Genomic DNA, 23,169 nt, shown 5'->3' with positions numbered 1-23,169 from the left:
GGTCTCTCTAGAGCACCCGCTCGCCGCGCCGCCAGACTCCGGTGACCAGCGGGACCCCGGGCCGGTAGGCCAGGTGGACGTGGCTCGGGGCGTCGAGAAGCGTCAGGTCGGCGTACGCGCCCGGGGTGAGGCGGCCGACGTCGGTGCGCCGGAGGGCCGCGGCACCGCCCGCCGTGGCCGACCAGACGGCCTCGTCCGGGGTCATGCCCATGTCCCGTACGGCGAGCGCGATGCAGAACGGGACGGACGAGGTGAACGACGAGCCCGGGTTGCAGTCCGTGGACAGGGCCACGGTGACGCCGGCGTCGAGGAGGCGGCGGGCATCCGGCCACTCGGCGCGGGTGGAGAACTCGGCGCCGGGCAGGAGGGTGGCGACCGTGCGGCTGTTCGCCAGCGCGTCGACGTCCTCGTCCGTCAGATGGGTGCAGTGGTCGGCGCTGGCCGCGTCGAGTTCGACCGCCAGTCGCACGCCGGGGCCGTAGGAGAGCTGGTTGGCGTGGATACGGGGGTGCAGGCCGCGCGCCTTGCCGGCGGCGAGGATCGCGCGGGCCTGGTCGCCGTCGAAGGCGCCCTGCTCGCAGAAGACGTCGATCCAGCGGGCGTGCGGGGCGCAGGCGTCGAGCATCTCGCCGGTGACGAGGTCGACGTAGGCCGCCGGGTCGTCGGCGAACTCGGGGGCGACGATGTGGGCGCCGAGGTAGGTGACCTCGTCGGTGTGGCGGGCGGCGACGCGCAGGGCCCGCGCCTCGTCCCGGACCGTCAGGCCGTAGCCGGACTTCGTCTCGAAGGTGGTCGTGCCCTGGCGGAGGGCCTCGGCGAGGTAACGGGTGACGTTGGCTTCCAGTTCCTCGTCCGTCGCGGCGCGGGTGGCCGCGACGGTCGTGCGGATGCCGCCCGCGCTGTACTGCCGCCCCGACATCCGGGCGTTGAACTCCTGCGTCCGGTCGCCCGCGAAGACGAGGTGGGAGTGGGAGTCGACGAAGCCGGGGAGGACCGCGCGGCCGCCGGCGTCGACCCGATTGTCAGTGGCGGGTGCTTTGCTTTGATCACCGGTCCACGCGATGCGGTCGCCTTCGATGACGACGGCCGCGTCCTGGACCAGTCCGAGGGGGGAATTGTCACCGAGAGAGGGGTCGTTGGTGACCAGGGCGGCGATGTTGGTGATGAGCGTGCTTGCGGTGCTCGCGGAGTGGGCGGGGCTGACGGTCGTCGCGTTGCTCATGGCGTCCTTGGTGGCCTGGTCGGCGGTGGGTTCGGGTGCGGGGGCCGGCCGCTCGCAGGAGCGGTCCGGGGTCATCCGCGCAGGGCTTCGACGGCGTCCGCGAGGGCTCGCGGCACATCCGGTACGAGCGAGTGGACCCCGTCCCGTACGACGTGCCGGCCTGCCACGACCGTATGCGACACATCTGCCGCCGACGCGGCGAATACGGCCGTCTCGGCCCCGAGCCGCGGAAGCGGCCCTGCCGTCCTGACCGAGTCGAGCGCGATCGTCGTGAAGTCGGCGAGCGCGCCGGTCTCCAGGGCTCCCGCGTCCTGCCAGCCGAGGGCCGCGTGCCCGTCCGCCGAGGCGGCCCGCAGAAGGGCCGCCGCCGTCCAGTGGCCTCGGGTACGGGTGCGCAGGCGCTCGTTCAGCTCCATGGCCCGCGCCTCTTCGAGCAGGTCGATCACGGCGTGGCTGTCGGAGCCGAGGGAGAGCGGCGAGCCCGCCTGCTGCAGGGCGACGGCGGGCCCGATGCCGTCGGCGAGGTCCCGCTCGGTGGTGGGACACATGCAGGTGCCGGTGCCGGAACCTCCGAGCAGGGCGATGTCCTCGTCGGTGAGGTGCGTGTTGTGGACGCCGGTGGTGCGCGGGCCGAGCACGCCGTGGTCGGCGAGCAGCCGGGTGGGGGTGCGGCCGTGGGCTTCCCGGCAGGCGTCGTTCTCGGCCGTCTGTTCCGACAGGTGCACATGGATCGGGGCCCGCCGCTCCTCGGCCCACCGGGCGACGGTCGCCAGCTGGTCGGCGGGCACGGCCCGTACGGAGTGGATCGCCGCTCCGATCCGCGCGTGATCTCGTTCCTTGAGAACTGAACAGCGTTCGGCCCAGGCGTCCGCCGTGCCGTCGGAGAAGCGGAGCTGAGGGGTGGTGGGCGGCTGTCCGAAGCCGGAGGAGAGGTAGGCGGTGTCGAGGAGGGTGATGCGGATCCCGGCTTCGGCGGCGGCCGCGATCAGGGCCTCGCCCATCGCGTTGGGGTCGGCGTAGGGGGTGCCGCCGGGGGCGTGGTGGACGTAGTGGAACTCCCCGACCGCCGTGATCCCGGCCAGGGCCATCTCGGCGTACACGGCGCGGGCGAGGGCGTGGTAGCTGTCCGGGGTGAGCCGGGCGGCCGTGGCGTACATGACCTCGCGCCAGGTCCAGAAGGTGCCGGAGCCGACCTGGACGGTGCCGCGCAGGGCGCGGTGGAAGGCGTGGCTGTGGGCGTTGGCGAGGCCGGGGACCGTGAGGCCGCGCAGGACCTCGGCGCCCGGCGGCGGGGCGGGGGTGCCCGGGCGGACGGCGGCGATGCGGCCGTCCCGGACGTCCAGGGCCACGCCCGGCTCGACGTGCGTGCCGAGCCAGGCGTGCTCCAGCCAGTACGTGCGCGGGGCTGCTGAGGTCACCTGCACGCCAGTCCTTCCAGTACGTCGGCGAGTGCGAGTACCCCGGCGACGCAGTCGTCCTCGGTGGCGGACTCGGCCGGTGAGTGGGAGACGCCGGTGGGGTTGCGCACGAACAGCATGGCGGTCGGGATGCTCCCGGACAGGATCCCGGCGTCGTGTCCGGCGCCGGTGCCCAGGACGGGGACGGTGAGGCCGGTGTCCTTGCCGAGGATGCGGCCGAGTTCGTCGCGCAGGGCGTGGTCGAACTCGACGACGGGCGTGAACGACTCGCGCACGACGGCGAGATCGACACCGTGGGCGGCGGCGTACTCCCCGGCCGCCTTCTCGACACCGGCGACCACGGCGTCCAGGCTGTCCTGGTCGGCGGCGCGCGAGTCGAGCCAGCCGCGCACCAGGGAGGGGATGGCGTTGACGCCGTTCGGCTCGACGGCGATCTTGCCGAAGGTGGCGACGGCACCGGCGAGTTCGGCCTCGCGGCGGGCGGCGAGGACCGTCTCGGCGTAGGACAGCATGGGGTCGCGCCGGTCGGCGAGCCGGGTGGTGCCGGCATGGTTGGCCTCGCCCCGGAAGTCGAACCGCCACCGGCCGTGCGGCCAGATCGCGCTGGCGATGCCGACCCGGTCGCCGGACAGGTCGAGGGCCCGGCCCTGCTCGACGTGCAGTTCGACGAAGGCACCGATGCGGGCGAGCCGCTCGGGGTCGGGCCCGATGGCCTCCGGGTCGTATCCGGCGGCCTCCATGGCCCGGGGCAGGGTCACGCCCTCGCCGTCGGTGAGCCGGTGCGCCTGTTCGCGGGTGAGCTCGCCGGCGGTGAGCCGGGACCCGACACAGGCGAGCCCGAACCGGGCGCCCTCCTCGTCACCGAAGTTCACGATGCCGAGGGGGCGGGCGAACCGCACGCCCCGGGCGCGCAGTTCGTCCAGTGCGGCGAAGGCGGACACGACTCCGAGGGGGCCGTCGAAGGCGCCGCCGTCCGGCACGGAGTCCAGATGCGACCCGGTGACGACGGCGTCCCCGGCGGCGGGGTCACCGAGCCAGGCCCACTGGTTTCCGTTCCGGTCGACCTCGTGGACGAGGCCGCGCGACTGCGCCTGGGTTTCGAACCAGGCCCGGCAGTCACCGTCGACACCGGTCCAGGCGAAGCGGCGGTAGCCGTTGGATGCGGGGTGGCGGCCGATGGGGAGCAGGTCGCGCCACATCTGGTGGAAGGAGGAGCCGTGAGGGCCAGGCGGTACGGGCTGTGGGCAGTCGTTCCGTGGGGCGGAACGGGTGGGCACAGCCGAACCCGCGGGCGGCGACGATGCGCCCGCCCCCACCGGAGGGTTGCCGTTCGGTGCGGTCACGCCGAGTCACCTTCACGCATCGGAACACGGACGCCCTTCTCCCGCGCCACCGTCTCCGCGATGTCGTACCCGGCATCCACATGCCGGATGACCCCCATGCCCGGGTCGTTCGTCAGCACCCGCCGGATCTTCTCGCCGGCCAGCCTCGTGCCGTCGGCCACCGTCACCTGCCCCGCGTGGATCGACCGCCCCATGCCGACACCGCCGCCGTGGTGCAGGGACACCCAGGACGCCCCGGACGCCACGTTCACCATCGCGTTGAGCAGCGGCCAGTCGGCGATCGCGTCGGACCCGTCGAGCATGGCCTCGGTCTCCCGGTAGGGGGACGCGACGGAGCCGCAGTCGAGGTGGTCGCGGCCGATGACGACCGGCGCGGCCAGCTCCCCGCTCGCGACCATGTCGTTGAACCGCTCGCCGGCCTTGTCCCGCTCGCCGTAGCCGAGCCAGCAGATGCGGGCGGGCAGGCCCTGGAAGTGGACCCGCTCCCCGGCCATGCGGATCCAGCGGGCCAGGGACTCGTTCTCCGGGAAGAGGTCGAGGATCGCCTTGTCGGTCTTGGCGATGTCGGAGGCCTCGCCGGACAGGGCGGCCCAGCGGAAGGGGCCCTTGCCTTCGCAGAACAGCGGGCGGATGTAGGCGGGGACGAAGCCGGGGAAGGCGAAGGCCCGTTCGTATCCGGCCAATTGCGCCTCGCCGCGGATGGAGTTGCCGTAGTCGAAGACCTCCGCGCCGGCGTCCATGAAGCCGACCATGGCCTCGACGTGCCGGGCCATGGACTCGCGGGCCCGGGTGGTGAAGCCGGCCGGGTCCTTGGCGGCGGCGTCGGCCATGTCCTCGAAGGCGGTGCCGAGGGGCAGGTAGGCCAGCGGGTCGTGGGCGGAGGTCTGGTCGGTGACGATGTCGATCGGGGCGCCCATGGCGAGCAGTTGCGGCACCAGCTCGGCGGCGTTGCCGAGAACGCCGATGGACAGCGGGCGGCGGGCGTCCCGGGCCTCCACGGCGAGCCGCAGCGCGTGGTCAAGGGAGTCGGCCCTGACGTCCAGGTACCGGTGCTCGATGCGCCGCTCGATGGCGCGCGGGTCGCAGTCGATGCAGATCGCCACACCGTCGTTCATCGTCACGGCGAGCGGCTGGGCGCCGCCCATCCCGCCGAGACCGGCGGTCAGCGTGATCGTCCCGGCGAGGGTGCCGCCGAACTTCTTCGCGGCGACGGCGGAGAAGGTCTCGTAGGTGCCCTGGAGGATGCCCTGGGTGCCGATGTAGATCCAGGAGCCGGCCGTCATCTGCCCGTACATGGTCAGGCCGAGGGCCTCCAGGCGGCGGAACTCCTCCCAGTTCGCCCAGTCGCCGACGAGGTTGGAGTTGGCGATGAGGACGCGCGGGGCCCACTCGTGGGTCTGCATGACGCCGACGGGCCGGCCGGACTGGACCAGCATGGTCTCGTCCTGCTTCAGTCCCCGCAGCGTCCGCACCATCGCGTCGAAGGAGCGCCAGTCGCGGGCCGCCTTGCCGGTGCCGCCGTAGACGACGAGCTTGTCGGGGTGCTCGGCGACCTCCGGGTCGAGGTTGTTGTGGAGCATGCGCAGGGCGGCTTCCTGCTGCCATCCCAGGGCGCTTCGTTCCGTGCCGCGCGGTGCTCGGACGGGGCGGGGTCCTGACATGGTCTGCCTCCTGGTGGGTGCGTGGTGCTCCCGGCGGGTGGTGCTGCGGTTATTGTTGCTGCGGTTATTCACATCCTGGCCTCCTGAATAGAGCTAGTCAATACGTCCGGGGGTCGGCGCGGCGGTGGCGTGGATGTTTGGCTGGATGCATGGGCGCACACAACGAGGCAGATGAGGCACGCGACTTTGGCGCCGGGCGGGCGACCCGGCGGGACGAGGCGGTACGGGCAGCCGTCGAGCAGGGGCTGCTCGGGCCCGACAGCCCCATCGTCGGACTGCTGGACGTCACCGGCATCCGCGAGTCGGCGGCGGAGCTGCGGGCCGCGTTCGACGCGGTCGTCGCGCCGGGCACGCCGGTGCTCCACGCCTTCGCCGTGAAGGCGACCCCGCTGGTGCCGGTGCTGCGACTGCTGCGCGAGGAGGGCGTCGGCGCGGAGGTGGCGAGCCCGGGCGAGCTGGCACTGGCGCGGGCGGCGGGGCTGGGCCCGGAGATGACGGTGCTGGACTCGCCGGCCAAGACGCCCGGGGAGCTGCGCGAGGCGCTGGCGCTGGGCATCGCCGTCAACGCGGACAATCCGCAGGAGCTGGAGCGCATCGACGGCCTGATGAGGTCCGCCGCCAGCCGGTCCCCGCTCGGGATTCGGGTGAATCCGCAGATCGGCGGGGGTTCCATCGAGGCGACGTCCACGGCCACGGCGACGTCGAAGTTCGGGGTGGCACTGCGCGACGAGGGCGCCCGGGAGTGGGTCGTGCGGGCGTATCTGGACCGGCCGTGGCTGACCCGGCTGCACGCGCACACCGGGTCCCAGGGGGTCCCGCTGTCCCTGATGGCGCGGGGCGTGGCGGAGACGTACGAGCTGGCGGAGGAGATCAACCGGCGGGCCGGGCGGCGGCAGATCGACACGCTGGACATCGGCGGCGGGCTGCCGGTGAACTTCGCGTCGGACGCGACCACGCCGACGTACGCGCAGTACGCGCGGACGCTGGCCGAGGAGGTGCCCGGGCTGTTCGACGGGCGGTACGGACTGGTGACGGAATTCGGGCGGTCACTGCTGGCGAAGCACGGGACGGTCGTCGCGCGGGTCGAGTACGCCAAGAGCGCGGGCGGCCGGCCGGTGGCGGTCACGCACGCGGGCGTGCAGGTGGCGACGCGGACGGTGTACGCGCCGGGAGTCTGGCCGCTGAGGATCGCCGCCTACGACGCCAAGGGGCGGCCGAAGGAGGGCCCGGACGTGGTGCAGGACGTGGCCGGACCGGCGTGCTTCTCGGGCGACCTGCTGGCCGAGGGGTGTGCGCTGCCGCTGCTGGAGCAGGGGGACTTCGCGGCGGCGCTGGACACGGGGGCGTACTACTTCGCGCACCACTACGCGTACAACTCGCTGGTCCGGCCCGCGATTCACGGCTTCGGGCCTGGCGGAGAGGGGCGCGTCTCCTTCGCGGTGGTGCGCCGGGCACAGACGGTCGAGGAGGTCGTGGCGGAGTCCGGCGGGGCGCAGGTCGATGCGCTGGTGGGCGGCCGGGCGCCGTGGGGGCTTCCGTAGTGCGCCGGCCACACGTCCGACATGGCTGGTCGCGCCCGCGCGGCGGTAGCCGCATGGCGAATGCTGCCCCGCGCCCCTGGGCTGCCCGATCAGACGAGCGCCGGTGTCTTCTTCCTCGCCCCGCCCGGGGCCGCGTCACCGGCCGCGATGCCCGTGCTGCGGTAGGCCTTGACCCGCTTGCGCGCGGGGCCGCCCGCGCTCCCGCGCAGCCAGTCCACGCGCACCCAGAGCAGCACCTCGTCCGCGCGTTCGCGGCGGCCGAGCCACGCGGCCTTCAGCCACAGGCCCGCCCCGCAGCCGGCCAGGAGCAGACCCGCCGCGGCGGGCACGGCGAAGGCGCTGCCCAGGGCGGCGAGGAAGGCGAGCAGGAGCCACCAGCGGTGGTGACGGCGCCAGTTGCGCACGGTCACATGGCGGTCCTGGAGTACGTCGTGCTTGCCGGCACGGGCCGCGGACGCGGCCAGGACGACGTACCGCTTGCGGCGTCCGTACGCCACGACGGCCGTCGCCAGGACGAACAGTGCCGCGCCGGCCAGGACGCCGATCCGGCGCCCGGTCAGCCCCGGCACCAGCAGGCCGATGCCCGCCGCGAACACACCCAGCCACCACAGCGGGGCCGCCCCCGCCCGTACGACGACGGCCACCCGAGCCAGCCCTTGTCCTCCGCGCGTCACGTTCAGCCTCCGTTCACTCTCAGAAGCGTCTGAAGGGCGTTTCAGGACAGGCACATTAGCGACACAACGTGAGACGAGTCTGAGAATGCGGTGCCCGTGCCGTCAGTCGACGAACAGTCCCCGCGCCGCCGCCTTCACGTCGAACTCCTCCAGGCGGGACTGGGCCTGAGGCAGGTCGTCGCACATCGCCTCCAGCAGGACCCGGCCGAGCAGCATGGGAGCGCAGGCCGTGTCGAAGGCGAGGCCGGTGCCGACGGCGGCGGGCAGCAGCAGGTCGGACACCTTGGCCACCGGTGCGAAGGCGGAGTCGGCGACCGTGACGACGGTCAGCCCGGCCTGTCTGGCGTAGTCGAGGGTGTCGACGACCTCGCGGGGGTGCCGGGGCAGCGCGAAGCACAGCAGTGCGGTCGCGCCGGCCCGGACGGCGGCGTCGATGCGGTCGTGGAGCATCGTGCCGCCCTCGTTGAGGAGCCGTACGTCGGGATGGACCTTGGCGGCGAAGTAGGCGAAGCCGTGCGCCTGGGCGGCCGCCGCCCGCAGTCCGAGGACGGGGAGCGGCCGGGATGCCGCGAGGAGGCGCCCCGCGCGCTGCACGGGCCGGGGGTCGGCCAGGACCTCCGCCAGGTGCCGCAGGTTCTCGATCTCGGCCTCGACGGCCTGCTGGTACTCGTTGGCGGACCCGGCGTCCGCGGCGGGTTCGGCGGGGGCGACCTCGCGCAGGTGGCGGCGCAGGGCCGGGTAGCCGTCGAAGCCGAGGGCGACGGCGAAACGGGTCACGGACGGCTGGCTGACCCCGGCCAGCTCGGCGAGTTCCACGCTCGACAGGAACGGCACGTCGGCGGCGCGCCGCACCATGCTGTGCGCGATGCGCCGCTGGGTCGGCGTCAGCCGGTGGCCCTCGAAGAGCGCCTGCAACCGCGCGGCAGGGCTGTCGGTCACGCTCATGAGGTGCTCCCCCTCGCTTATTCAGTAGCTGAGGATTCTGCATGAGCATATGCAGACCGGCAAGCGGGGTCCTCCGCTGAACGCCTCCCGGCGCTCCGACGTACTAAGGAGGTCCGTAGACAACAGCCGGCGACGGTCAATACGGAGGCAGCGATGGGAAGTCCGGCCCTGAACGGGACGCTGGCGGCGGTCGCCGCACTCGTGGCCGTCGTGAGCACGGCCCGGCTGGCCGCCGCCGAGAGCAAAGAGGCCCGGTTCGCCGCCGGAGGCGACCTCGTCATGGCCGGCGGCATGGCCGCGATGTTCCTGCCCGCGACGGCGGCCGGCTTCGGTGACCACAGCCTGTGGTGGGTGGCGGCGTTCACCGCCGTCGGCCTGGTCGGCGTGGCCCTGTCCGTGCACCACGCCCGTCTGCACGGCTGGCGGCACGGCCGCCGCTGGACGCATCACGTCATCGGCAGTGCCGCCATGGTGATCATGACGCTCGCCATGCCGGGTACCGATTCCGCGCCGGTCCTCGCCCTGGGCGGGCACTCGATGGCCGGCATGGCTCACGGGCACGGGCACGGATCCGACCCAGCGGGGGCGGAGGGCACGGCCGGGGCGGCGGGCATGGCCGGGACGGAGGGCACGGGCCACTCCGCGGGGATGTCCGCCCACGACATGACGACCGGCGCCGCTGCCCATGGCTCCGCGTCGGCGGGCTCCACATCCGTGTGGCGTGTCGTCCTGATCGCCCTCGCCGTGTACTTCCTGCTCTCGGTCGTCGCGTCCGTGTGGGCGCGGCTCCGCGGCACCGGCCGACGTTCGGGCGCGGGCCGCGCCGCGGGCAAGAGCCGCTGGGCCAGGCGGCTCCTCGCCCTGCCCGACGCGATCGTGGTCTTCGCCGCGTCCCTCGCCGTCTCCGTCTGGGACAAGGCCCGCCCGGGAGGCGACAAGCACCGCGCACACGGGGCAGCGGGCAACCGGAGCCGCCGTCGCCCGCCCGGCACGTCACCGGGCGCGGCGCTGGCGGCCCACATCGGCATGGGCGGCACCATGTGCGCCATGCTCGTCATGATGGCCGCCTGATCGCGATGGCCGCCTGATCGCGATGGCCGTCTGATCGCGCCCGGGCTCCTCGGTGCGCGCCTCGGAGCCCTGGGCGGTCAGTGGGTGACGCCGATCAGAGGCGGTCGAGGATCTTCTCGAACTTCTCGACCTCGGCGGTCTGGGTCCTCACGACGTCGGCGGCGAGCTTCTTGGCCTGGGCGTTGCGGCCGTTCTTCTGCTCGTCCTCCGCCATGGTGATCGCGCCCTTGTGGTGCTCGATCATCATCTCCGCGAACATCCGGTCGAACTCGGTGCCCTTGACGGCCTCGAGCTTCTTCATGTCCCCTTCGGACATCATTCCGGGCATCCCGGACCCGTGGTCCATGCCGCCCGACCCCTGGTCCTTGCCGCCGGATCCGTGATCCATGCCGGGCATGCTCTCCCCCGCGGACTCCGGCTTGCCCCAGGACTTCAGCCATGACTTCATGGTCCGGATCTCGGGGTCCTGGGCCTTCTCGATGTCCGCGACCAGGGTCTTGATCTCGGCGTCGGAGGCCCGGCCGTCCGCGAGCTCGGCCATCTCCAGGGCCTGCTCGTGGTGCGGGATCATCATCTGGGCGAACATGACGTCCGCGTCGTTGAACGCGCCGGACGCCGGCTTCTCACCCGTCGCCCGGCTCGGCGAGGCGGAAGCGGAGGCGGAGGCGGAGCTGCCGCTCCCGTGGTCCATGCCCTCCATGTCGTTCCCGCCGCAGGCGGCGAGCAGCAGCCCGCCCGCCGTGATGGCGCCCACCACCGCGAGACGGCGGATCGGGCGACGGTTGAGGGCGTGCTTGTAGGCAGTCATGTGCGAGATACCTCTTGTCGTCAGTCACTGGCTGTGCGGAGTCGGCGTCTGCGCGGGCAGCACTGGGTGCACCGCGCCGCGGTTCGGCCTATATCCGCAGAACTGACAACTGGGAGAGGAGCGGTCTCGGTGGTGGAGTGCCGGGGCGCGCCAGGGCCCTCGACCGGGCGAGAAGGGCGGTCAGCCGCTCCTGCCGGCGGACCACCAGCGCCCGGAGGAACAGCACGAGCAGCCACACGGTGAGAACCGCCAGGCACACGGACATCGGGTCCATGCCGCCCGGAGGCTCGTGCACCGGCGACTTGGCGGCCGACGCCGCAGTCTCCTGCCCGCCCGTCACCTCGGGCCCGGCGGGGGCCGAGGCGTTCGGTGCCATGGCGTCGTGGTGCACCCCTGCGGCTCCTGCGGCCCCTGCCGCAGCAGGAACGGCAGCGCTCATGCCGTGCCCGGACGACTCCTCCGGATGGCCCATCGTGTGCATGGCGAACACGCCCAGGGTGAGCATGACGACCAGCAGGAGGTACCCGAAGGCTCCACCTGCCCGCAGTCGCCCGCTCATGCCGACCTGCCTTCCGTACTCGACCTACCGCGATACTACTAAGTGAGTTGGTACTGCGTCGCCCGCACTCGGATCCCGGGCGTCGCACTGTCGTTCGGCGCGAGTCGGCGACCGGCCCTGTCAGTGCACGTGCGGGCCGCCGGTCGGGCGGGGCTTGCCGCGCGGTACGAGGCCCAGGGACAGCACGGCGCCGGCGGCGGCCGTCACGGCACAGACCGTGAACGCGTCGCCGAACCCGCCCACCGAGCCCCGCTCGAAGCCGGAGGCCGCGACGGTGGAGACGACGGCGACACCGATCGAGCCACCCACCTCGTGGAAGGTGTTGACGACCCCGGAGGCCAGCCCCGCCTCCCGGTGCTCCACCATCGCCAGGGCGGTCGTCGTGGCGGTGACGAAGACCGCGCCGATGCCGAGGGAGGCGATCACGAAGCCCGGCAGGAGCCCGGCGTACACACTGCCGGTCTCCGACAGCCGGGTCAGCGGGACGGTCCCGGCGGCCGCTACGGCCATACCGGCGACAGCCGTCGCACGGCTGCCGATCCGGCCGACGAGCCGGGAGCCGAGGTGGGCGCCGATGCCGGTGGCCACGGCGACGGGGAGGAACACCAGCCCCGTCCTCAGGGGGCTGAAGCCGCGGATGTGCTGCAAGTAGACGGATCCGAGGAAGAAGAACGCGATCAGCATGGCGGTCGCGATCAGCATCAGGAAGGCCCCGGCGAGCACCGGCCGCCGGGTGAACATCCGCAGGTCCATCAGCGGGGCCCGGCCGGCCCGTTCGACCGCCGCGAAGGCCGCGTACGCGACCGCCGCACCGGCCAGCGGCAGCAGCGTCGAGGCGTCCGCCCAGCCGGCGTCCCCCGCCTCGACCAGGCCGTAGATCAGGGCGGCGGTGCCCGTGGTGACGAGCAGCGCGCCGGGGACGTCGAGCCGGGCGGGCTGCGGGGCCCGGGCCGGAACGAGGGCGGGCAGGGCGACCAGCAGGAGCAGCCCGACGGGCACGTTGATGTAGAACACCCACTGCCAGCCGGGCCCGCCGGTCAGGGCCCCGCCGAGGAGCACGCCGGCCGCGGAGCCGGTGCCGCCGATCGCCGCCCAGACACCGAGCGCCTTGTTGCGTTCGGCGCCGTGGAAGGTGGTGGTGACGATGGACAGCGCGGCCGGGGACAGCAGGGCCGCGCCGACACCCTGGCCGATCCGGCCGCCGAGGAGTGTCGGCGCGTTCCCGGCCAGACCGGTGACCAGTGACGCGGCGGTGAAGAGGACGAGTCCGGCGAGCAGGGTGCGGCGTGCGCCGAGGACGTCGGCGAGCCGGCCGCCGAGCAGCATCAGCCCGCCGAAGCAGAGGGTGTAGGCGGTGACGACCCAGGTCAGGGTCTCCCGGCCGAGGTCGAGGTCGGCCGCCATGTCGGGCAGGGCGACGTTCACGACGGTGACGTCGAGGATCAGCATGAACTGGGCGAGGCAGATCAGGGCGAGGGCTGCCCAGCGGCGTGGATCGGCGGGCGGGTGGTGGTCGTGTTCGGCGATGTGTGGCGCACCGGCTGCGGAATGGGTCATGGCGAGTCCTTCTGGCGTACGGCTCCGGTCGACCGGCTCACCTGAACCATACTGTTCAGTTCACATGAACTCAACCGTACAGTTCAGATGGGTGCTAGGGTCGGTCCATGAGCACGGACAGCGTCAAAAGGACCCCCAGCGGACCTCGCGCGGAGCTCAAGCGGCAGGCCATCGTGCGGGCCGCCCGCGAGCTGTTCCTGCGGGAGGGCTTCGGCGTGGGAATGGACACCATCGCCGCCGCGGCAGGCGTGTCCAAGGTGACCGTCTACAACCACTTCGGCAGCAAGGAAACCCTGTTCACAGCGGTCATCACGGACGCGCTCGACGAGCCTCTCGCCGGGGAGTCCGCAGCCGCGCTCGACGGTCTGGCGGATGCCGAGGACCTGCGGACCGCCCTGGTCGAGGCGGCCCGCACCTGGGTCCACGCCGTCCGCACCAACCGCGAGGTCACCGCTCTGCGCAACCTCGTCGCCGCCGAGCTCCACCGCTTCCCCGAGCTGGGCGAGGCCTGGAGGCACCGCGGCCCGGAGAGCCACCACCCCGCGGTCGCGGGCGCCCTGCGCACCCTCACCGAGCGGGGCCGACTGGCGGTCCCCGACCTGCAAGTGGCGATCATCCAGTTCTACGGACTCCTGGTCTTCCCCCACATGCTCTTCAGTTCCTACGGCATGCAACTCGACGAAGACCTGACGGACCGTCTCATCACCAACGGCGTCGACATGTTCCTGGACCACTACGGCGGCTAGACGGCGCCCGGCCCGCCGACCTGCTCAGTGCGCGTGCCCGGCCTCTTCCCCGGCGGACCGGTTCCGCGAGGGCTGCCCGGAGTCGTCCCCCGCACCGCCCGCACGCACCGTGAAGGCGGCCGTACGGACCTTGCCCTCGTGCTGGAAGTCCAGGAACAGGCGGTACGCGCCGGCGCTCGGTGCCGTCGCGGTGAACGAGATCTCGGGGCCGGGCTTCGTCCTGCCGTCGCCGGGCTCGCCGTTGGGGTGGACGTGCAGGTAGGCGAGGTCGCCGGAGCGCAGGGCGACCAGGTGGCCGTACGCCCCCAGGTACGGCTGGAGGTCGCGGACCGGCTTGCCGTCCTTCGCCACCGTCAGCGTCAGCTCGCCGGCCTTGCCGGGGGTCAGCGCGCCGCGCAGCTTCACCTCGTAACCGTCGACCTTCGCCGTGGTGTTGCGCTCGGGCAGCTCGCGGGGCTCGTACGGTCCGGACGCGGCGAGGTCGGCACCGAGGGTGAGCGCTTCGCCGCCCTTCGGCTTGAAGTCGGCGAAGACGCGGTAACCGCCGGCCCTCGGCAGGTGCACGGGCGTCGACCAGGTGCCGTCCGGGGCCAGGGCGGGGTGCAGGTGACGGTAGACGGTCAGGTCCCGTGAGGCGACGATCAGGTGCAGATCCTTGCCGTGCTCCCGTTGGTACGCGGTGACCTTGCGGCCCGTCCCGTCCCGGACGACGGCGAAGCGCAGGTCGGCTTTCCGGCCCGCCTCGACGCGCGCGGTCTTCAGGTCCAGCGTGTAGCCGTTGCTGGAGATCTCCAGGCCGCCCGGCGGTTCCGCTTCGTGGCCGCCGGCCTTCGCCTCGTGGTGCCCGGCCGCCTCTTCCCCGCGCCCGGCGGACGCGTGTCCCGCGCCGTCCCTGTGCGTACCGCTCTTCGGCTCGGGTGAGACCGGGCCGACCGCGCCGCCCACGCCGTAGGCGGCGCCGAACGTCGCGGTGAGCGCGGCGGCGAAGACGGTGATCCGCAGTCCGGTGTTCATGACCCACTCCTACTCTCCGGGCCGCTCGTGGGTGCGACCGACATGCTCAACATACCCCTAGGGGGTATCAAGTCAAGTCGGGCCGGCCCTTGCTTTGAATACGGGCCGGGGGTATACATGAAGTCGTCGCAGATACCCCCCAGGGGTATAAGATGGCCACTAGTTGCGGAGGACCCGTGTCGAACTGCTGCACCCCCGACGGAAGCTGCCACACCACGGCGGAGATCAAGACCACCTACAAGGTCGACGGCGTGGGCAGCGCGCACTGCCAGGGCGTCGTCCAGAAGGCCGTGGGAGATCTGGCCGAGGTCACCGCGGTCGAGGTCGAGATCGGCACCGGCCTGGTCACGGTGACGACCGCGGCCGAGCCCGGCGAGGCGCTCGACGCGCTGATCGCCAAGACCGTCGACGAGGCCGGCTACGACTTCGCCGGCCGCGTGACCGCCTGACCGGCCCACGAGCCGGGCGGGGGCCGCACGTCCCCGCGGCCCCCGTTCCCCCGTCTCTTTCGCACATCGCGTCCGTGAGCTCCGAGGAGCAGACATGACCACCACCACGCCCGGCGCCGCCGAGGTCGAACTCGCCATCGGCGGCATGACCTGCGCCTCGTGCGCCGCCCGGATCGAGAAGAAGCTCAACCGCCTGGACGGGGTCGAGGCCACCGTCAACTACGCCACCGAGAAGGCCAAGGTCACCTTCCGCGAGGACGTGACGGTCTCGGACCTGATCGCCACGGTCGAGGCCACCGGCTACACCGCACGGGAGCCGCAGCCCCAGGCCGCCCGCTCCGACGACCCGGCGTCCGGTGAGGGCTCGGCCCGCGAGGAGCAGGAGGAGAGCGACGAGCTGCGGCCGCTGCGCCAGCGGCTGACCGCCGCCGTGGCACTCGCCGTGCCCGTGATCGCGATGGCCATGGTCCCGGCGCTGCAGTTCGAGTACTGGCAGTGGCTCTCGCTCACACTGGCGGCGCCCGTGGTGACGTACGCCGCCTGGCCCTTCCACAAGGCCGCCTGGACGAACGCCAGGCACGGTGCCGCGACGATGGACACGCTGATCTCCGTCGGCACCTCGGCGGCGTTCCTGTGGTCCCTGTGGGCGCTGTTCTTCGGCACGGCCGGCACGCCCGGCATGACCCACCCCTTCGAGCTCACCATCGCCCGCACCGACGGCGCCGGGAACATCTACCTGGAGGCCGCGGCGGGTGTCACGGCCTTCATCCTGGCCGGCAGGTACTTCGAGGCGCGCTCCAAGCGGAAGGCGGGCGCGGCGCTGAAGGCCCTGCTGGAACTGGGAGCCAAGGACGTCACCGTGCTGCGTGGCGGCCGGGAAGAGCTCATCGCCGTGAGCGACTTGAAGGTCGGCGACCGGTTCCTGGTGCGGCCCGGTGAGAAGATCGCCACCGACGGTGTGGTCGTCGAGGGGTCGTCCGCCGTGGACGCCTCCATGCTCACCGGCGAGTCGGTACCCGTAGAGGTCGGCGCCGGGGATGCCGTCACCGGGGCCACGCTGAACGCCGGCGGCCGCCTGGTCGTCGAGGCCACCCGCGTCGGCGCCGACACCCAGCTCGCCCGCATGGCCAAGCTCGTGGAGGACGCGCAGAACGGCAAGGCCGCCGCCCAGCGGCTCGCCGACCGGATCTCCGCGGTCTTCGTCCCGGTCGTGATCGCCCTGGCCCTCGGCACGCTGGGCTTCTGGCTCGGCAACGGCGCCGGACTGACCGCCGCCTTCACCGCCGCGGTCGCCGTCCTGATCATCGCCTGCCCGTGCGCCCTGGGCCTGGCCACCCCGACCGCCCTCATGGTCGGCACGGGACGCGGCGCCCAGCTCGGCATCCTCATCAAGGGCCCGGAGGTCCTGGAGACCACGCGCAAGGTCGACACCATCGTCCTGGACAAGACCGGCACCGTCACCACCGGGAAGATGACCCTGCTCGCCGTGCACACCGCCGACGGCACCGACGAGAGGGACGTCCTGCGCCTCGCCGGCGCCCTGGAGCACGCCTCCGAGCACCCCATCGCCCAGGCCGTCGCCTCCGGCGCCACCGCCCGCGTCGGCACGCTCCCCGCTCCGGAGGACTTCGCCAACATCGCCGGCCTCGGCGTCCAGGGCATCGTCGAGGGCCACGCGGTCCTCGTCGGACGCGAGAAGCTGCTCGCCGAATGGGCCATGTCCCTGCCGGAGGAGCTGCGGCGCGCAAAGGCCGAGGCCGAGGCGGCCGGGCGTACCGCCATCGCGGTCGCCTGGGACGGCGAGGCCCGCGCGGTCCTGGAGGTCGCCGACGCCATCAAGGAGACCAGCCCGGAGGCCATCGAGCGGCTGCGCGCCCTGGGCCTGACGCCCATCCTGCTGACCGGTGACAACAAGGCGGTCGCCGAAGCGGTCGCCGCGGAGGTGGGCATCGCACCCGAGCACGTGATCGCCGAGGTCATGCCGCAGGACAAGGTCGACGCCGTCAAGCGCCTGCAGGGCGAGGGCCGTTCGGTCGCCATGGTCGGCGACGGCGTCAACGACGCCGCCGCACTGGCCCAGGCCGACCTGGGCCTGGCGATGGGAACGGGCACGGACGCCGCGATCGAGGCGGGCGACCTGACCCTCGTGCGGGGCGACCTCAGGGTCGCGGCGGACGCCATCCGCCTGTCCCGCAAGACGCTGGGCACCATCAGGTCCAACCTCTTCTGGGCCTTCGCCTACAACGTCGCCGCCCTGCCGCTGGCCGCCGCCGGCCTGCTCAACCCGATGATCGCCGGGGCGGCCATGGCCTTCTCCTCCGTCTTCGTGGTCGGCAACAGCCTGCGCCTGCGCGGCTTCCAGCCCGCCGACCGCTGAAGCGGCCGACCGGCTTTCCGGGCCCGGGCGGTTCAGCCGCCCGGGCCCGGCGCTGTTCGCGCTCAGCCTGCGCCGGCCCGCGGTGAAAAGGGGTGACCTACGATGTGAGGCACCTCGGCGACGGGGAGGAAGTGGGGGAAGGGTGCGACGGCTGGGTGACCTGGAAGCCGAAATCATGGACCGGCTCTGGCGCTGGGGCCGGCCTGCCACCGTCCGCGAGATCGTCGACGACATCAACCACACGCGTCCCGTCGCCTACACGACGGTGATGACGGTCGCGGACATCCTCCACCGCAAGGGCCTGCTCCGCCGCGAGAAGGCCGGGCGCGCCTGGCTGTACGAACCCGAGCGCAGCCGTGAGGAGTACACCGCCGCCCTCATGCAGGACGCGCTCGGCAACACCGAGGACCGCCCGGCCGCGCTGCAGCGGTTCGTGGAGCACATGTCGCCGGAGGACGTGTCCGCGCTGGCCGCCGCACTGCGCGCGATGGGCCGCGCCCCGGGCGGCGCCGAGGAGCCCGGAGCGCCCTCGTGACCGGACTCCTCGGTCACTCGGGCCCGTCACTCGTCCCCGGCCATCATGCGCTGCCGCCGCTGATCGTCACCCTGGTGGTCGGGGTGCTGCTGCCGAAGGTGCTCGCCCGCGGCGACTGGGCGCACCGGACACCCCGGCTGGCTCTCACGGTGTGGGGCCTGCTCGGGGTGTCCCTCATCGCTTCCGTGTCCCTGACGGTCCTGCAACTCCTGCTTCCGGCAGTGGGCAGCCACCACCTGTCCCGCTTCGCCGAGGCCTGCCTCGTCTCCGTCGGCGCGCATTGGGGGGCCGTGTTCCCGAACGGCCTCGCGAGCGTGGACGCCCGCGTGGGGGCGGCCCTCGCCGCGGCGGCCTTCGTGCCCGCCGCGTTCACGGTCGCCCTCGTACGCGAACTGCTGAGCGCGAGGCGCCTGCGGGCACGTCACGCCGAACTGCTGCGCCTCGTCGGCAGCCGGCGACCGGGGCTGCGTGCCACGGTGCTGCAGCACGACACCCCGGCCGTGTACTGCCTGCCGGGCCGTGCGCCTCACATCGTGGTCAGTTCCGGGGCACTCCAGGTCCTGACCGGGCAGCAGGTGGCAGCGGTACTGGAGCACGAGCGGGCGCACATCACCGGCCGCCACCATCTGCTGGTCGCCGCGGCCAGGGCCTTCGCCGCCAGTTTCCGGGAACTGCCGTTGGCCCGGCTCGCTCGCACCGAGGTACCCCTGCTGCTCGAGATGGCAGCCGACGACCAGGCGTTGCGCCGGTGTTCGCGGGACGCACTCGCCACCGCCCTGTACGCGGTGGCATCCGGTCAGGCACCCCACGCGGCCTTCGCGGCGGGCGGACCGTCGGCGGTGTTGCGCATGCGCCGCATCCTCGCACCGCAGGCCCCGGGCTCTCCGGCACCGCGGACCGTGTGCGCGGCCCTCACGGCAGCGGCAGCCCTGACTCCGCTCGTCCTGGCGTGCTGTGCCGTTCCGGGTGTCACCGGCTGACCGGTGCTGCTCCCCGGACAGAATTCAGGGCCGCCCGGCGCCCCGGTTGCCCGGTGCCGGACGGCCCCTCGGATGTTCCTCTCGTCTGCGGCATGACCGGCCGGTCAGCCCCTAGACCCCGGCCCGCTCGCCCCGTGCCGCGGAGGCGGCGTCGGCCCGCGGTGCGGCAGCCGCCTTGTCGCTGCGCATCACCAGCAGGGTGGTCAGCCCGCCCACCGCGGCGATGGCGGCGGCCCAGACGAACGCGGCGCTGAAGCCGTCCGTCAGTGCGGGCAGGTTGCCCAGCCGGCCCGCGCCCTGCGACGTGGCCACCGCGGTCAGCGCCGCGAGGCCCAGTGCGGAGCCCACCTGGTACGTGGTGTTGACGATGCCGGACGCCAGACCCGCCTGCTCCTGGGGCGCCCCGGACATGGCGGTCATCATCGTCGGGATGTAGGCGAGCGACATACCGAGCGCGGCGACCAGCGAGGCGGGCAGGACATCGACCAGGAAGGTGCCGGTGGGCTCGACGGCGGACAGCCACAGCAGTCCGGCGGCGAGGACCAGCAGACCACCGCCGATCAGCGGCTTGGCGCCGACCCTGGCCATCAGCTTCGCCGTGATCGCCGTCATGAAGATCATCAGCAGGCCGGTCATCGGCAGCAGCGCGGCACCGGACGCGAACGCCCCGTAGCCGAGGACCTGCTGGAGGTACAGGTTGAGGAAGTACCACATCGGGATCCACGCGGCACCGAGCAGGGTCATCGCGAGGTTGGCCGAGCCGAGCCGCGGGACGCGCCAGATACCGAGCGGCATCAGCGGCTCGCGCACCGTCTTCTGGATCACGAAGAAGAGCACGAGCAGCGCCGCGGCACCGGCCAGCTGGAGCACGGTCCCGGTGGAGGTCCAGCCGGTCTCCGGCGCGCGGACGACGGCGAAGACCGCGAGCGCCAGACCGGCGGTGACGGCTGCGGCTCCGAGCACGTCGACGGCACCGCGACGGCTGCCGACGGCGGGCAGGAGCCTGGTGGCAGCGAGGGTGGCGACGCCGATCGGGACGTAGATGATGAAGATCCACGGCCAGCTCAGCCACTCGGTGAACACCCCGCCGAGGAACACGCCGGCCGTGCCGCCCGCGGGCGCCGCGGCGCCGTAGAGCGCCATGGCCTTGCCGAGTTCCTTCGGGTCGTGCGCGAAGAGCATCATCAGCAGCGTCATGGCCGACGGTGCGATCAGCGCACCGCCCACGCCCTGAACGGCACGGCCGACGACCTCCACCCACGCCGTCTGCGCGGCGGCGGCGGCGACCGAGCCGGCGATCAGCACGGCCCAGCCGGTGGTGAAGATCCTGCGGGCGCCGAGCAGGTCGGAGAGGCGGCCGCCGAGCAGCAGCAGGCCGCCGAAGGCGATGACGTAGGCGTTGAAGACCCACTGCAACTCACCCTGTGAGAAGCCGAGGTCCTTCTGCATCTCGGGAAGCGCCACCCCGGTGATCGACGTGTCCATGATGACCATGAACTGGGCGGCGGCGAGCACGGCCAGTGCCCACCAGCGCCTGGGATTGACGGCAGACATGGGTTCACCTCTTCTCTGATATACCCCCGGGGGGTACCTTGGTCCGGGACCATAACATACCCCTGGGGGGTATGGAAGAGGGTGAGTGAGGACCCGAAACCGACGGAGACGGTGAGTCCGCCCGGCAGCCCCCGCACGGACAGGGGGGCTAACCCCAGTGCGGCCGGCGCCCCGGCTTTCTACCGTGAGGGCATGACCGGAATGGACGCGCGGGACACCGACCTGAAGAGGGAACTCGACGCCACCCTGCACGCGCGCAGGGAGCTGGGCGAGGAGTACGAGTCCGCGCTGGTCGACTCGTTCCTGGAGAAGGTCGACCAGCGGATCGACGGCGCGGTGGACCGCCGGGTGCGCCGGCAGCTCGCCGAGCAGCAGATGCAGACGGCCCGGGACTCCCGGTCGCCGGGGGCCACGGACTCCTGGGGTGAGCGCTTCGGCTTCGGGATCGTCTCCCTGGTCCTCGCGGTGCCGCTGTCCGCGATCGGCGGGGGCGTGGCCGATCTGCCCGGCCTGCTCGCCGCCTGGGCGGGCATCGTCGGCGTCAACGTCGTGCAGGCCGTCCGCACCAACCCGGGCCTGTTCGGCGGCCGCCGCCCGTCCTCCCAGAAGAGCGACTGGGAGGACTGAGCGGGCGCGGGCCGTCAGACCTGCCGGGTCGGCAGCGCGACGATCTGCCGCAGGTTGACCCGGCGCGGGCGGCTCGTCACGTAGGCGACCAGGTCGGCGAGCTCCTCGGCGGACAGCGCGCCCACCGCGTCCAGCATGCCCTCCACCTGCCGGGAGAGTTCCGCGTCGGCGATGTGCGTGCGCAGCTCGCTCTCGACGAACCCCGGCTCGATGTTGGTGACCCGGACGTCCCGCGGCCCGAACTCGCCGCGCAGGGACTCCGACAGATAGGTGACGGCCGCCTTGGTCGCCCCGTAGACCGCGTAGTTCGGGAAGCTGACGTGCGCGGCGATGGACGAGATGTTCACGATGTCGGCGGTACGGCCCTCCGCGGCGGCGCCCACCAGGTCGCCGGTGAAGGCACCGATCATCCGCAGCACGCCGGCGACGTTGGTGTCGAGCATCCGCTGCCACTCGTCGGCGCGCCGGGCGTCGACGGGGTGCGGCAGCATGACGCCGGCCGCGTTCACGACCAGGTCGACCGTCCCGTACTCGGCGTGGATCCGGTCGGTGGCGTCGGCCACGGACGTCTCGTCGGTGACGTCCGCGGCGACGACCAGGGCCTGTCCGCCGTCGGCGCGGATCTTCCCGGCGGTCGCCGCGAGCCGCTCCTCACGTCGGGCCAGCAGCGCCACCCGCGCGCCCTGGGCGGCCAGCAGTACGGCGACGGCCTCACCGATCCCGCTCGCGGCTCCGGTGACGACGGCGGTACGGCCGGCCAGGTTCTCGTACGGCATGGAATGTCCCCTCGGTGGTGGCCGGGGCGTCTCCCCGGCGACGTCCACCACCCTCGGCCTCCTCGGCGGCCGTACCCAGGGCTGCGCTTTTCCTGGGTCTGGCAGTACCAGGTTCGCCGGGCCCGGGCCGCCTAGGCTCGGACCCATGGACGGAGACCTGGGAGACTTCCTGCGCTCGCGCCGCGCCCGTATCCAGCCGGAGGAGGTGGGGCTGACCTCGTACGGCCGCCGCCGGGTCCCGGGACTGCGTCGTGAGGAGGTGGCGCAGCTGGCCGGGGTGAGCGTCGACTACTACATCCGGCTCGAACAAGGCCGGGGATCCGGGGGCACCTCCCGGACGAAGTCCGGGGGAGTTTCGGACGCCGTGCTGGACGCGATCGCGCGGGTGCTGCGGCTGGACGAGGCCGAGCACGCGTATCTGCGGGCGGTCGCCCGGCCCCGCCGGCGGACCGAGGGCGGTCCGGCGGCGTCCCGGGAATCCGCGCACCGGGAGGCCGCGTCCCGGGTACGCCCGGGTGTCCAGCTGATCCTCGACGGACTGGACCGCAACCCGGCGTACGTCCTGGACCACCGCATGGACGTCCTCGCCTGGAACGCCCTCGGTGACGCCGTGATCGGCTTCAGCGACCTGGCCCCCGGCGAGCGCGGCATGCCCCGCCGCGTCTTCCTCGACCCCGCCGCCCGCGACCTCTACCCGGACTGGGCGGCGATCGCCTCCCAGACGGTCGCCCACCTCCGCCTCAACGCGGGCCACCACCCCGACGACCCCGCCATGGGCAGGCTCGTCGGTGAACTCTCCCGCGCCAGTGACGACTTCCGCCGCCTGTGGGCGGACCACCTGGTCAAGCCCTGCGACCACGGGGTGAAGCAGCTCCGGCACCCGGTAGCGGGCCTGCTGACCCTGCCGTACGAGACCCTCACCATCCCGGCCGCCCCCGACCAGACGATCGTGGCGTACGCGCCCGAACCGGGCTCGGAGACGGCGGAGCGGCTCGCGCTGCTGGGGAGCTGGGTGACGAGCCGGTCCGGCTGACCCCGCACAAGGAAAGCGGCAAAGAAAAGCGGCAAAGAAAAAGCGCGGGGACCGCCGCACCCCCGTGAGGGGGGCGGGACGACGGCGGTCCCCGCGTAAGACGCGGGCCTGGTCAGGCCGGGTCCTCGCGTCTGTGACGTCGGTGGAGGTCCGGGAGCCGCTCCGGAGGTCCTTGACGCCAACGGCGCCGGCCGGGGCGGGGAGCCGCTCCCGCCCTGCCGACACCTCTAATGTGCAGGACTCGTGTTAAGCGGGTGCTGCGCGAACGTGTCGCGCTCG

At 72.9% G+C, this 23,169-nt stretch carries 21 protein-coding genes; 9 read left to right on the top strand and 12 right to left on the bottom strand.

Translation table 11 applies throughout. The features are described from left to right. Window positions 1–7: 7 nt before the first annotated feature. From hutI to hutU, 4 genes are all read right to left on the bottom strand, one after another. Complete coding sequence (gene hutI, locus ACZ3I3_RS09735; RefSeq protein WP_467363922.1) at window positions 8–1,297, bottom strand: imidazolonepropionase; 1,290 nt, start codon at window positions 1,295–1,297, stop codon at window positions 8–10. Continuing rightward, a complete protein-coding gene (locus tag ACZ3I3_RS09730) occupies window positions 1,294–2,646 on the bottom strand; it encodes a formimidoylglutamate deiminase (protein ID WP_467363920.1) in 1,353 nt (450 codons plus the stop codon). Before ACZ3I3_RS09730 ends, hutI begins: the two co-directional genes overlap by 4 nt. Then, the gene (locus tag ACZ3I3_RS09725; protein WP_467363919.1) at window positions 2,637–3,839 is read right to left on the bottom strand and encodes an allantoate amidohydrolase; all 1,203 of its coding nucleotides are present in this window, start codon (window positions 3,837–3,839) and stop codon (window positions 2,637–2,639) included. The genes ACZ3I3_RS09730 and ACZ3I3_RS09725 overlap by 10 nt, the downstream gene beginning before the upstream one ends. Before the next feature lie 140 nt (window positions 3,840–3,979). Further along, window positions 3,980–5,644 (bottom strand): urocanate hydratase, encoded by a 1,665-nt coding sequence (gene hutU, locus ACZ3I3_RS09720; RefSeq protein WP_467363917.1) that lies wholly within the window; start codon window positions 5,642–5,644, stop codon window positions 3,980–3,982. A 149-nt stretch (window positions 5,645–5,793) separates the two neighbouring features. On the opposite strand from hutU, the gene ACZ3I3_RS09715 reads away from it, so the two are divergent. Continuing rightward, window positions 5,794–7,185 carry a type III PLP-dependent enzyme domain-containing protein gene (locus tag ACZ3I3_RS09715; protein WP_467363915.1) on the top strand — a complete coding sequence of 464 codons (1,392 nt, stop codon included), beginning with the start codon at window positions 5,794–5,796 and terminating at the stop codon, window positions 7,183–7,185. An 89-nt stretch (window positions 7,186–7,274) separates the two neighbouring features. Here the strand turns inward: ACZ3I3_RS09715 and ACZ3I3_RS09710 are convergent, their stop codons facing one another. Together ACZ3I3_RS09710 and ACZ3I3_RS09705 are read right to left on the bottom strand one after the other, a co-directional pair. Continuing rightward, window positions 7,275–7,859, bottom strand: a complete 585-nt coding sequence (locus ACZ3I3_RS09710; protein WP_467363913.1) for a hypothetical protein — start codon at window positions 7,857–7,859, stop codon at window positions 7,275–7,277. A gap of 102 nt (window positions 7,860–7,961) precedes the next feature. Then, on the bottom strand, window positions 7,962–8,804 hold the full coding sequence (locus tag ACZ3I3_RS09705; protein ID WP_467363911.1) for a MurR/RpiR family transcriptional regulator: 843 nt from the start codon (window positions 8,802–8,804) through the stop codon (window positions 7,962–7,964). A 153-nt stretch (window positions 8,805–8,957) separates the two neighbouring features. On the opposite strand from ACZ3I3_RS09705, the gene ACZ3I3_RS09700 reads away from it, so the two are divergent. Beyond that, a complete protein-coding gene (locus ACZ3I3_RS09700) occupies window positions 8,958–9,875 on the top strand; it encodes a DUF5134 domain-containing protein (protein WP_467363909.1) in 918 nt (305 codons plus the stop codon). A gap of 94 nt (window positions 9,876–9,969) precedes the next feature. Here ACZ3I3_RS09700 and ACZ3I3_RS09695 read toward each other — a convergent pair whose 3' ends face one another. The 3 genes from ACZ3I3_RS09695 to ACZ3I3_RS09685 all read right to left on the bottom strand — a co-directional run bounded on the left by ACZ3I3_RS09695 (window position 9,970) and on the right by ACZ3I3_RS09685 (window position 12,799). After that, window positions 9,970–10,683, bottom strand: a complete 714-nt coding sequence (locus ACZ3I3_RS09695) for a DUF305 domain-containing protein (protein ID WP_467363908.1) — start codon at window positions 10,681–10,683, stop codon at window positions 9,970–9,972. Window positions 10,684–10,771: 88 nt separating this feature from the next. After that, the gene (locus ACZ3I3_RS09690; protein ID WP_467363907.1) at window positions 10,772–11,242 is read right to left on the bottom strand and encodes a DUF6153 family protein; all 471 of its coding nucleotides are present in this window, start codon (window positions 11,240–11,242) and stop codon (window positions 10,772–10,774) included. A gap of 120 nt (window positions 11,243–11,362) precedes the next feature. Next, the gene (locus tag ACZ3I3_RS09685; RefSeq protein WP_467363905.1) at window positions 11,363–12,799 is read right to left on the bottom strand and encodes an MFS transporter; all 1,437 of its coding nucleotides are present in this window, start codon (window positions 12,797–12,799) and stop codon (window positions 11,363–11,365) included. A gap of 107 nt (window positions 12,800–12,906) precedes the next feature. On the opposite strand from ACZ3I3_RS09685, the gene ACZ3I3_RS09680 reads away from it, so the two are divergent. Beyond that, window positions 12,907–13,545, top strand: coding sequence for a TetR/AcrR family transcriptional regulator (locus ACZ3I3_RS09680; RefSeq protein WP_467363904.1), 639 nt, complete (start codon window positions 12,907–12,909; stop codon window positions 13,543–13,545). Window positions 13,546–13,569: 24 nt separating this feature from the next. On the opposite strand, the gene ACZ3I3_RS09675 is transcribed toward ACZ3I3_RS09680, so the two are convergent. Continuing rightward, a complete protein-coding gene (locus ACZ3I3_RS09675; protein ID WP_467363902.1) occupies window positions 13,570–14,559 on the bottom strand; it encodes a hypothetical protein in 990 nt (329 codons plus the stop codon). 176 nt (window positions 14,560–14,735) lie between these two features. Here ACZ3I3_RS09675 and ACZ3I3_RS09670 point away from each other — a divergent pair, with 176 nt between their 5' ends. From ACZ3I3_RS09670 to ACZ3I3_RS09655, 4 genes are all read left to right on the top strand, one after another. Continuing rightward, the gene (locus tag ACZ3I3_RS09670) at window positions 14,736–15,008 is read left to right on the top strand and encodes a heavy-metal-associated domain-containing protein (RefSeq protein WP_467363900.1); all 273 of its coding nucleotides are present in this window, start codon (window positions 14,736–14,738) and stop codon (window positions 15,006–15,008) included. Between the two features lie 94 nt (window positions 15,009–15,102). Then, window positions 15,103–17,385, top strand: coding sequence for a heavy metal translocating P-type ATPase (locus ACZ3I3_RS09665; RefSeq protein ID WP_467363898.1), 2,283 nt, complete (start codon window positions 15,103–15,105; stop codon window positions 17,383–17,385). Window positions 17,386–17,527: 142 nt separating this feature from the next. Beyond that, window positions 17,528–17,920: a BlaI/MecI/CopY family transcriptional regulator gene (locus ACZ3I3_RS09660; protein WP_467363896.1), complete on the top strand. Its 393-nt coding sequence runs from the start codon at window positions 17,528–17,530 to the stop codon at window positions 17,918–17,920. Next, entirely contained in the window at window positions 17,917–18,900 is a 984-nt protein-coding gene (locus ACZ3I3_RS09655; RefSeq protein WP_467363894.1) for a M56 family metallopeptidase, read from the top strand. The genes ACZ3I3_RS09660 and ACZ3I3_RS09655 overlap by 4 nt, the downstream gene beginning before the upstream one ends. 111 nt (window positions 18,901–19,011) lie before the next feature. On the opposite strand, the gene ACZ3I3_RS09650 is transcribed toward ACZ3I3_RS09655, so the two are convergent. Continuing rightward, complete coding sequence (locus ACZ3I3_RS09650; RefSeq protein WP_467363891.1) at window positions 19,012–20,454, bottom strand: MFS transporter; 1,443 nt, start codon at window positions 20,452–20,454, stop codon at window positions 19,012–19,014. A gap of 201 nt (window positions 20,455–20,655) precedes the next feature. Here ACZ3I3_RS09650 and ACZ3I3_RS09645 point away from each other — a divergent pair, with 201 nt between their 5' ends. Further along, complete coding sequence (locus ACZ3I3_RS09645; RefSeq protein ID WP_467364011.1) at window positions 20,656–21,081, top strand: hypothetical protein; 426 nt, start codon at window positions 20,656–20,658, stop codon at window positions 21,079–21,081. A 14-nt stretch (window positions 21,082–21,095) separates the two neighbouring features. On the opposite strand, the gene ACZ3I3_RS09640 is transcribed toward ACZ3I3_RS09645, so the two are convergent. Beyond that, the gene (locus tag ACZ3I3_RS09640; RefSeq protein ID WP_467363889.1) at window positions 21,096–21,857 is read right to left on the bottom strand and encodes an SDR family oxidoreductase; all 762 of its coding nucleotides are present in this window, start codon (window positions 21,855–21,857) and stop codon (window positions 21,096–21,098) included. A 145-nt stretch (window positions 21,858–22,002) separates the two neighbouring features. Between ACZ3I3_RS09640 and ACZ3I3_RS09635 the strand changes: the two genes are divergently transcribed. Then, the gene (locus ACZ3I3_RS09635) at window positions 22,003–22,890 is read left to right on the top strand and encodes a helix-turn-helix transcriptional regulator (RefSeq protein WP_467363887.1); all 888 of its coding nucleotides are present in this window, start codon (window positions 22,003–22,005) and stop codon (window positions 22,888–22,890) included. Window positions 22,891–23,169 lie beyond the last annotated feature (279 nt).

The organism is Streptomyces sp. NPDC016851 (assembly GCF_055562795.1).
The sequence above is the reverse complement of the archived record's forward strand: the minus strand, read 5'-3'. Positions and strand labels throughout refer to the sequence as shown.

Excerpts from the sequence above, each read along its gene's own strand:
- hutI (WP_467363922.1), bottom strand. The coding sequence starts at position 1,297 with ATGACCCCGGACCGCTCCTGCGAGCGGCCGGCCCCCGCACCCGAACCC.
- ACZ3I3_RS09725 (WP_467363919.1), bottom strand. The coding sequence starts at position 3,839 with ATGTGGCGCGACCTGCTCCCCATCGGCCGCCACCCCGCATCCAACGGC.
- hutU (WP_467363917.1), bottom strand. The coding sequence starts at position 5,644 with ATGTCAGGACCCCGCCCCGTCCGAGCACCGCGCGGCACGGAACGAAGC.
- ACZ3I3_RS09715 (WP_467363915.1), top strand. The coding sequence starts at position 5,794 with ATGGGCGCACACAACGAGGCAGATGAGGCACGCGACTTTGGCGCCGGG.
- ACZ3I3_RS09705 (WP_467363911.1), bottom strand. The coding sequence starts at position 8,804 with ATGAGCGTGACCGACAGCCCTGCCGCGCGGTTGCAGGCGCTCTTCGAG.
- ACZ3I3_RS09700 (WP_467363909.1), top strand. The coding sequence starts at position 8,958 with ATGGGAAGTCCGGCCCTGAACGGGACGCTGGCGGCGGTCGCCGCACTC.
- ACZ3I3_RS09695 (WP_467363908.1), bottom strand. The coding sequence starts at position 10,683 with ATGACTGCCTACAAGCACGCCCTCAACCGTCGCCCGATCCGCCGTCTC.
- ACZ3I3_RS09690 (WP_467363907.1), bottom strand. The coding sequence starts at position 11,242 with ATGAGCGGGCGACTGCGGGCAGGTGGAGCCTTCGGGTACCTCCTGCTG.
- ACZ3I3_RS09685 (WP_467363905.1), bottom strand. The coding sequence starts at position 12,799 with ATGACCCATTCCGCAGCCGGTGCGCCACACATCGCCGAACACGACCAC.
- ACZ3I3_RS09680 (WP_467363904.1), top strand. The coding sequence starts at position 12,907 with ATGAGCACGGACAGCGTCAAAAGGACCCCCAGCGGACCTCGCGCGGAG.
- ACZ3I3_RS09675 (WP_467363902.1), bottom strand. The coding sequence starts at position 14,559 with ATGAACACCGGACTGCGGATCACCGTCTTCGCCGCCGCGCTCACCGCG.
- ACZ3I3_RS09665 (WP_467363898.1), top strand. The coding sequence starts at position 15,103 with ATGACCACCACCACGCCCGGCGCCGCCGAGGTCGAACTCGCCATCGGC.
- ACZ3I3_RS09650 (WP_467363891.1), bottom strand. The coding sequence starts at position 20,454 with ATGTCTGCCGTCAATCCCAGGCGCTGGTGGGCACTGGCCGTGCTCGCC.
- ACZ3I3_RS09645 (WP_467364011.1), top strand. The coding sequence starts at position 20,656 with ATGGACGCGCGGGACACCGACCTGAAGAGGGAACTCGACGCCACCCTG.
- ACZ3I3_RS09640 (WP_467363889.1), bottom strand. The coding sequence starts at position 21,857 with ATGCCGTACGAGAACCTGGCCGGCCGTACCGCCGTCGTCACCGGAGCC.
- ACZ3I3_RS09635 (WP_467363887.1), top strand. The coding sequence starts at position 22,003 with ATGGACGGAGACCTGGGAGACTTCCTGCGCTCGCGCCGCGCCCGTATC.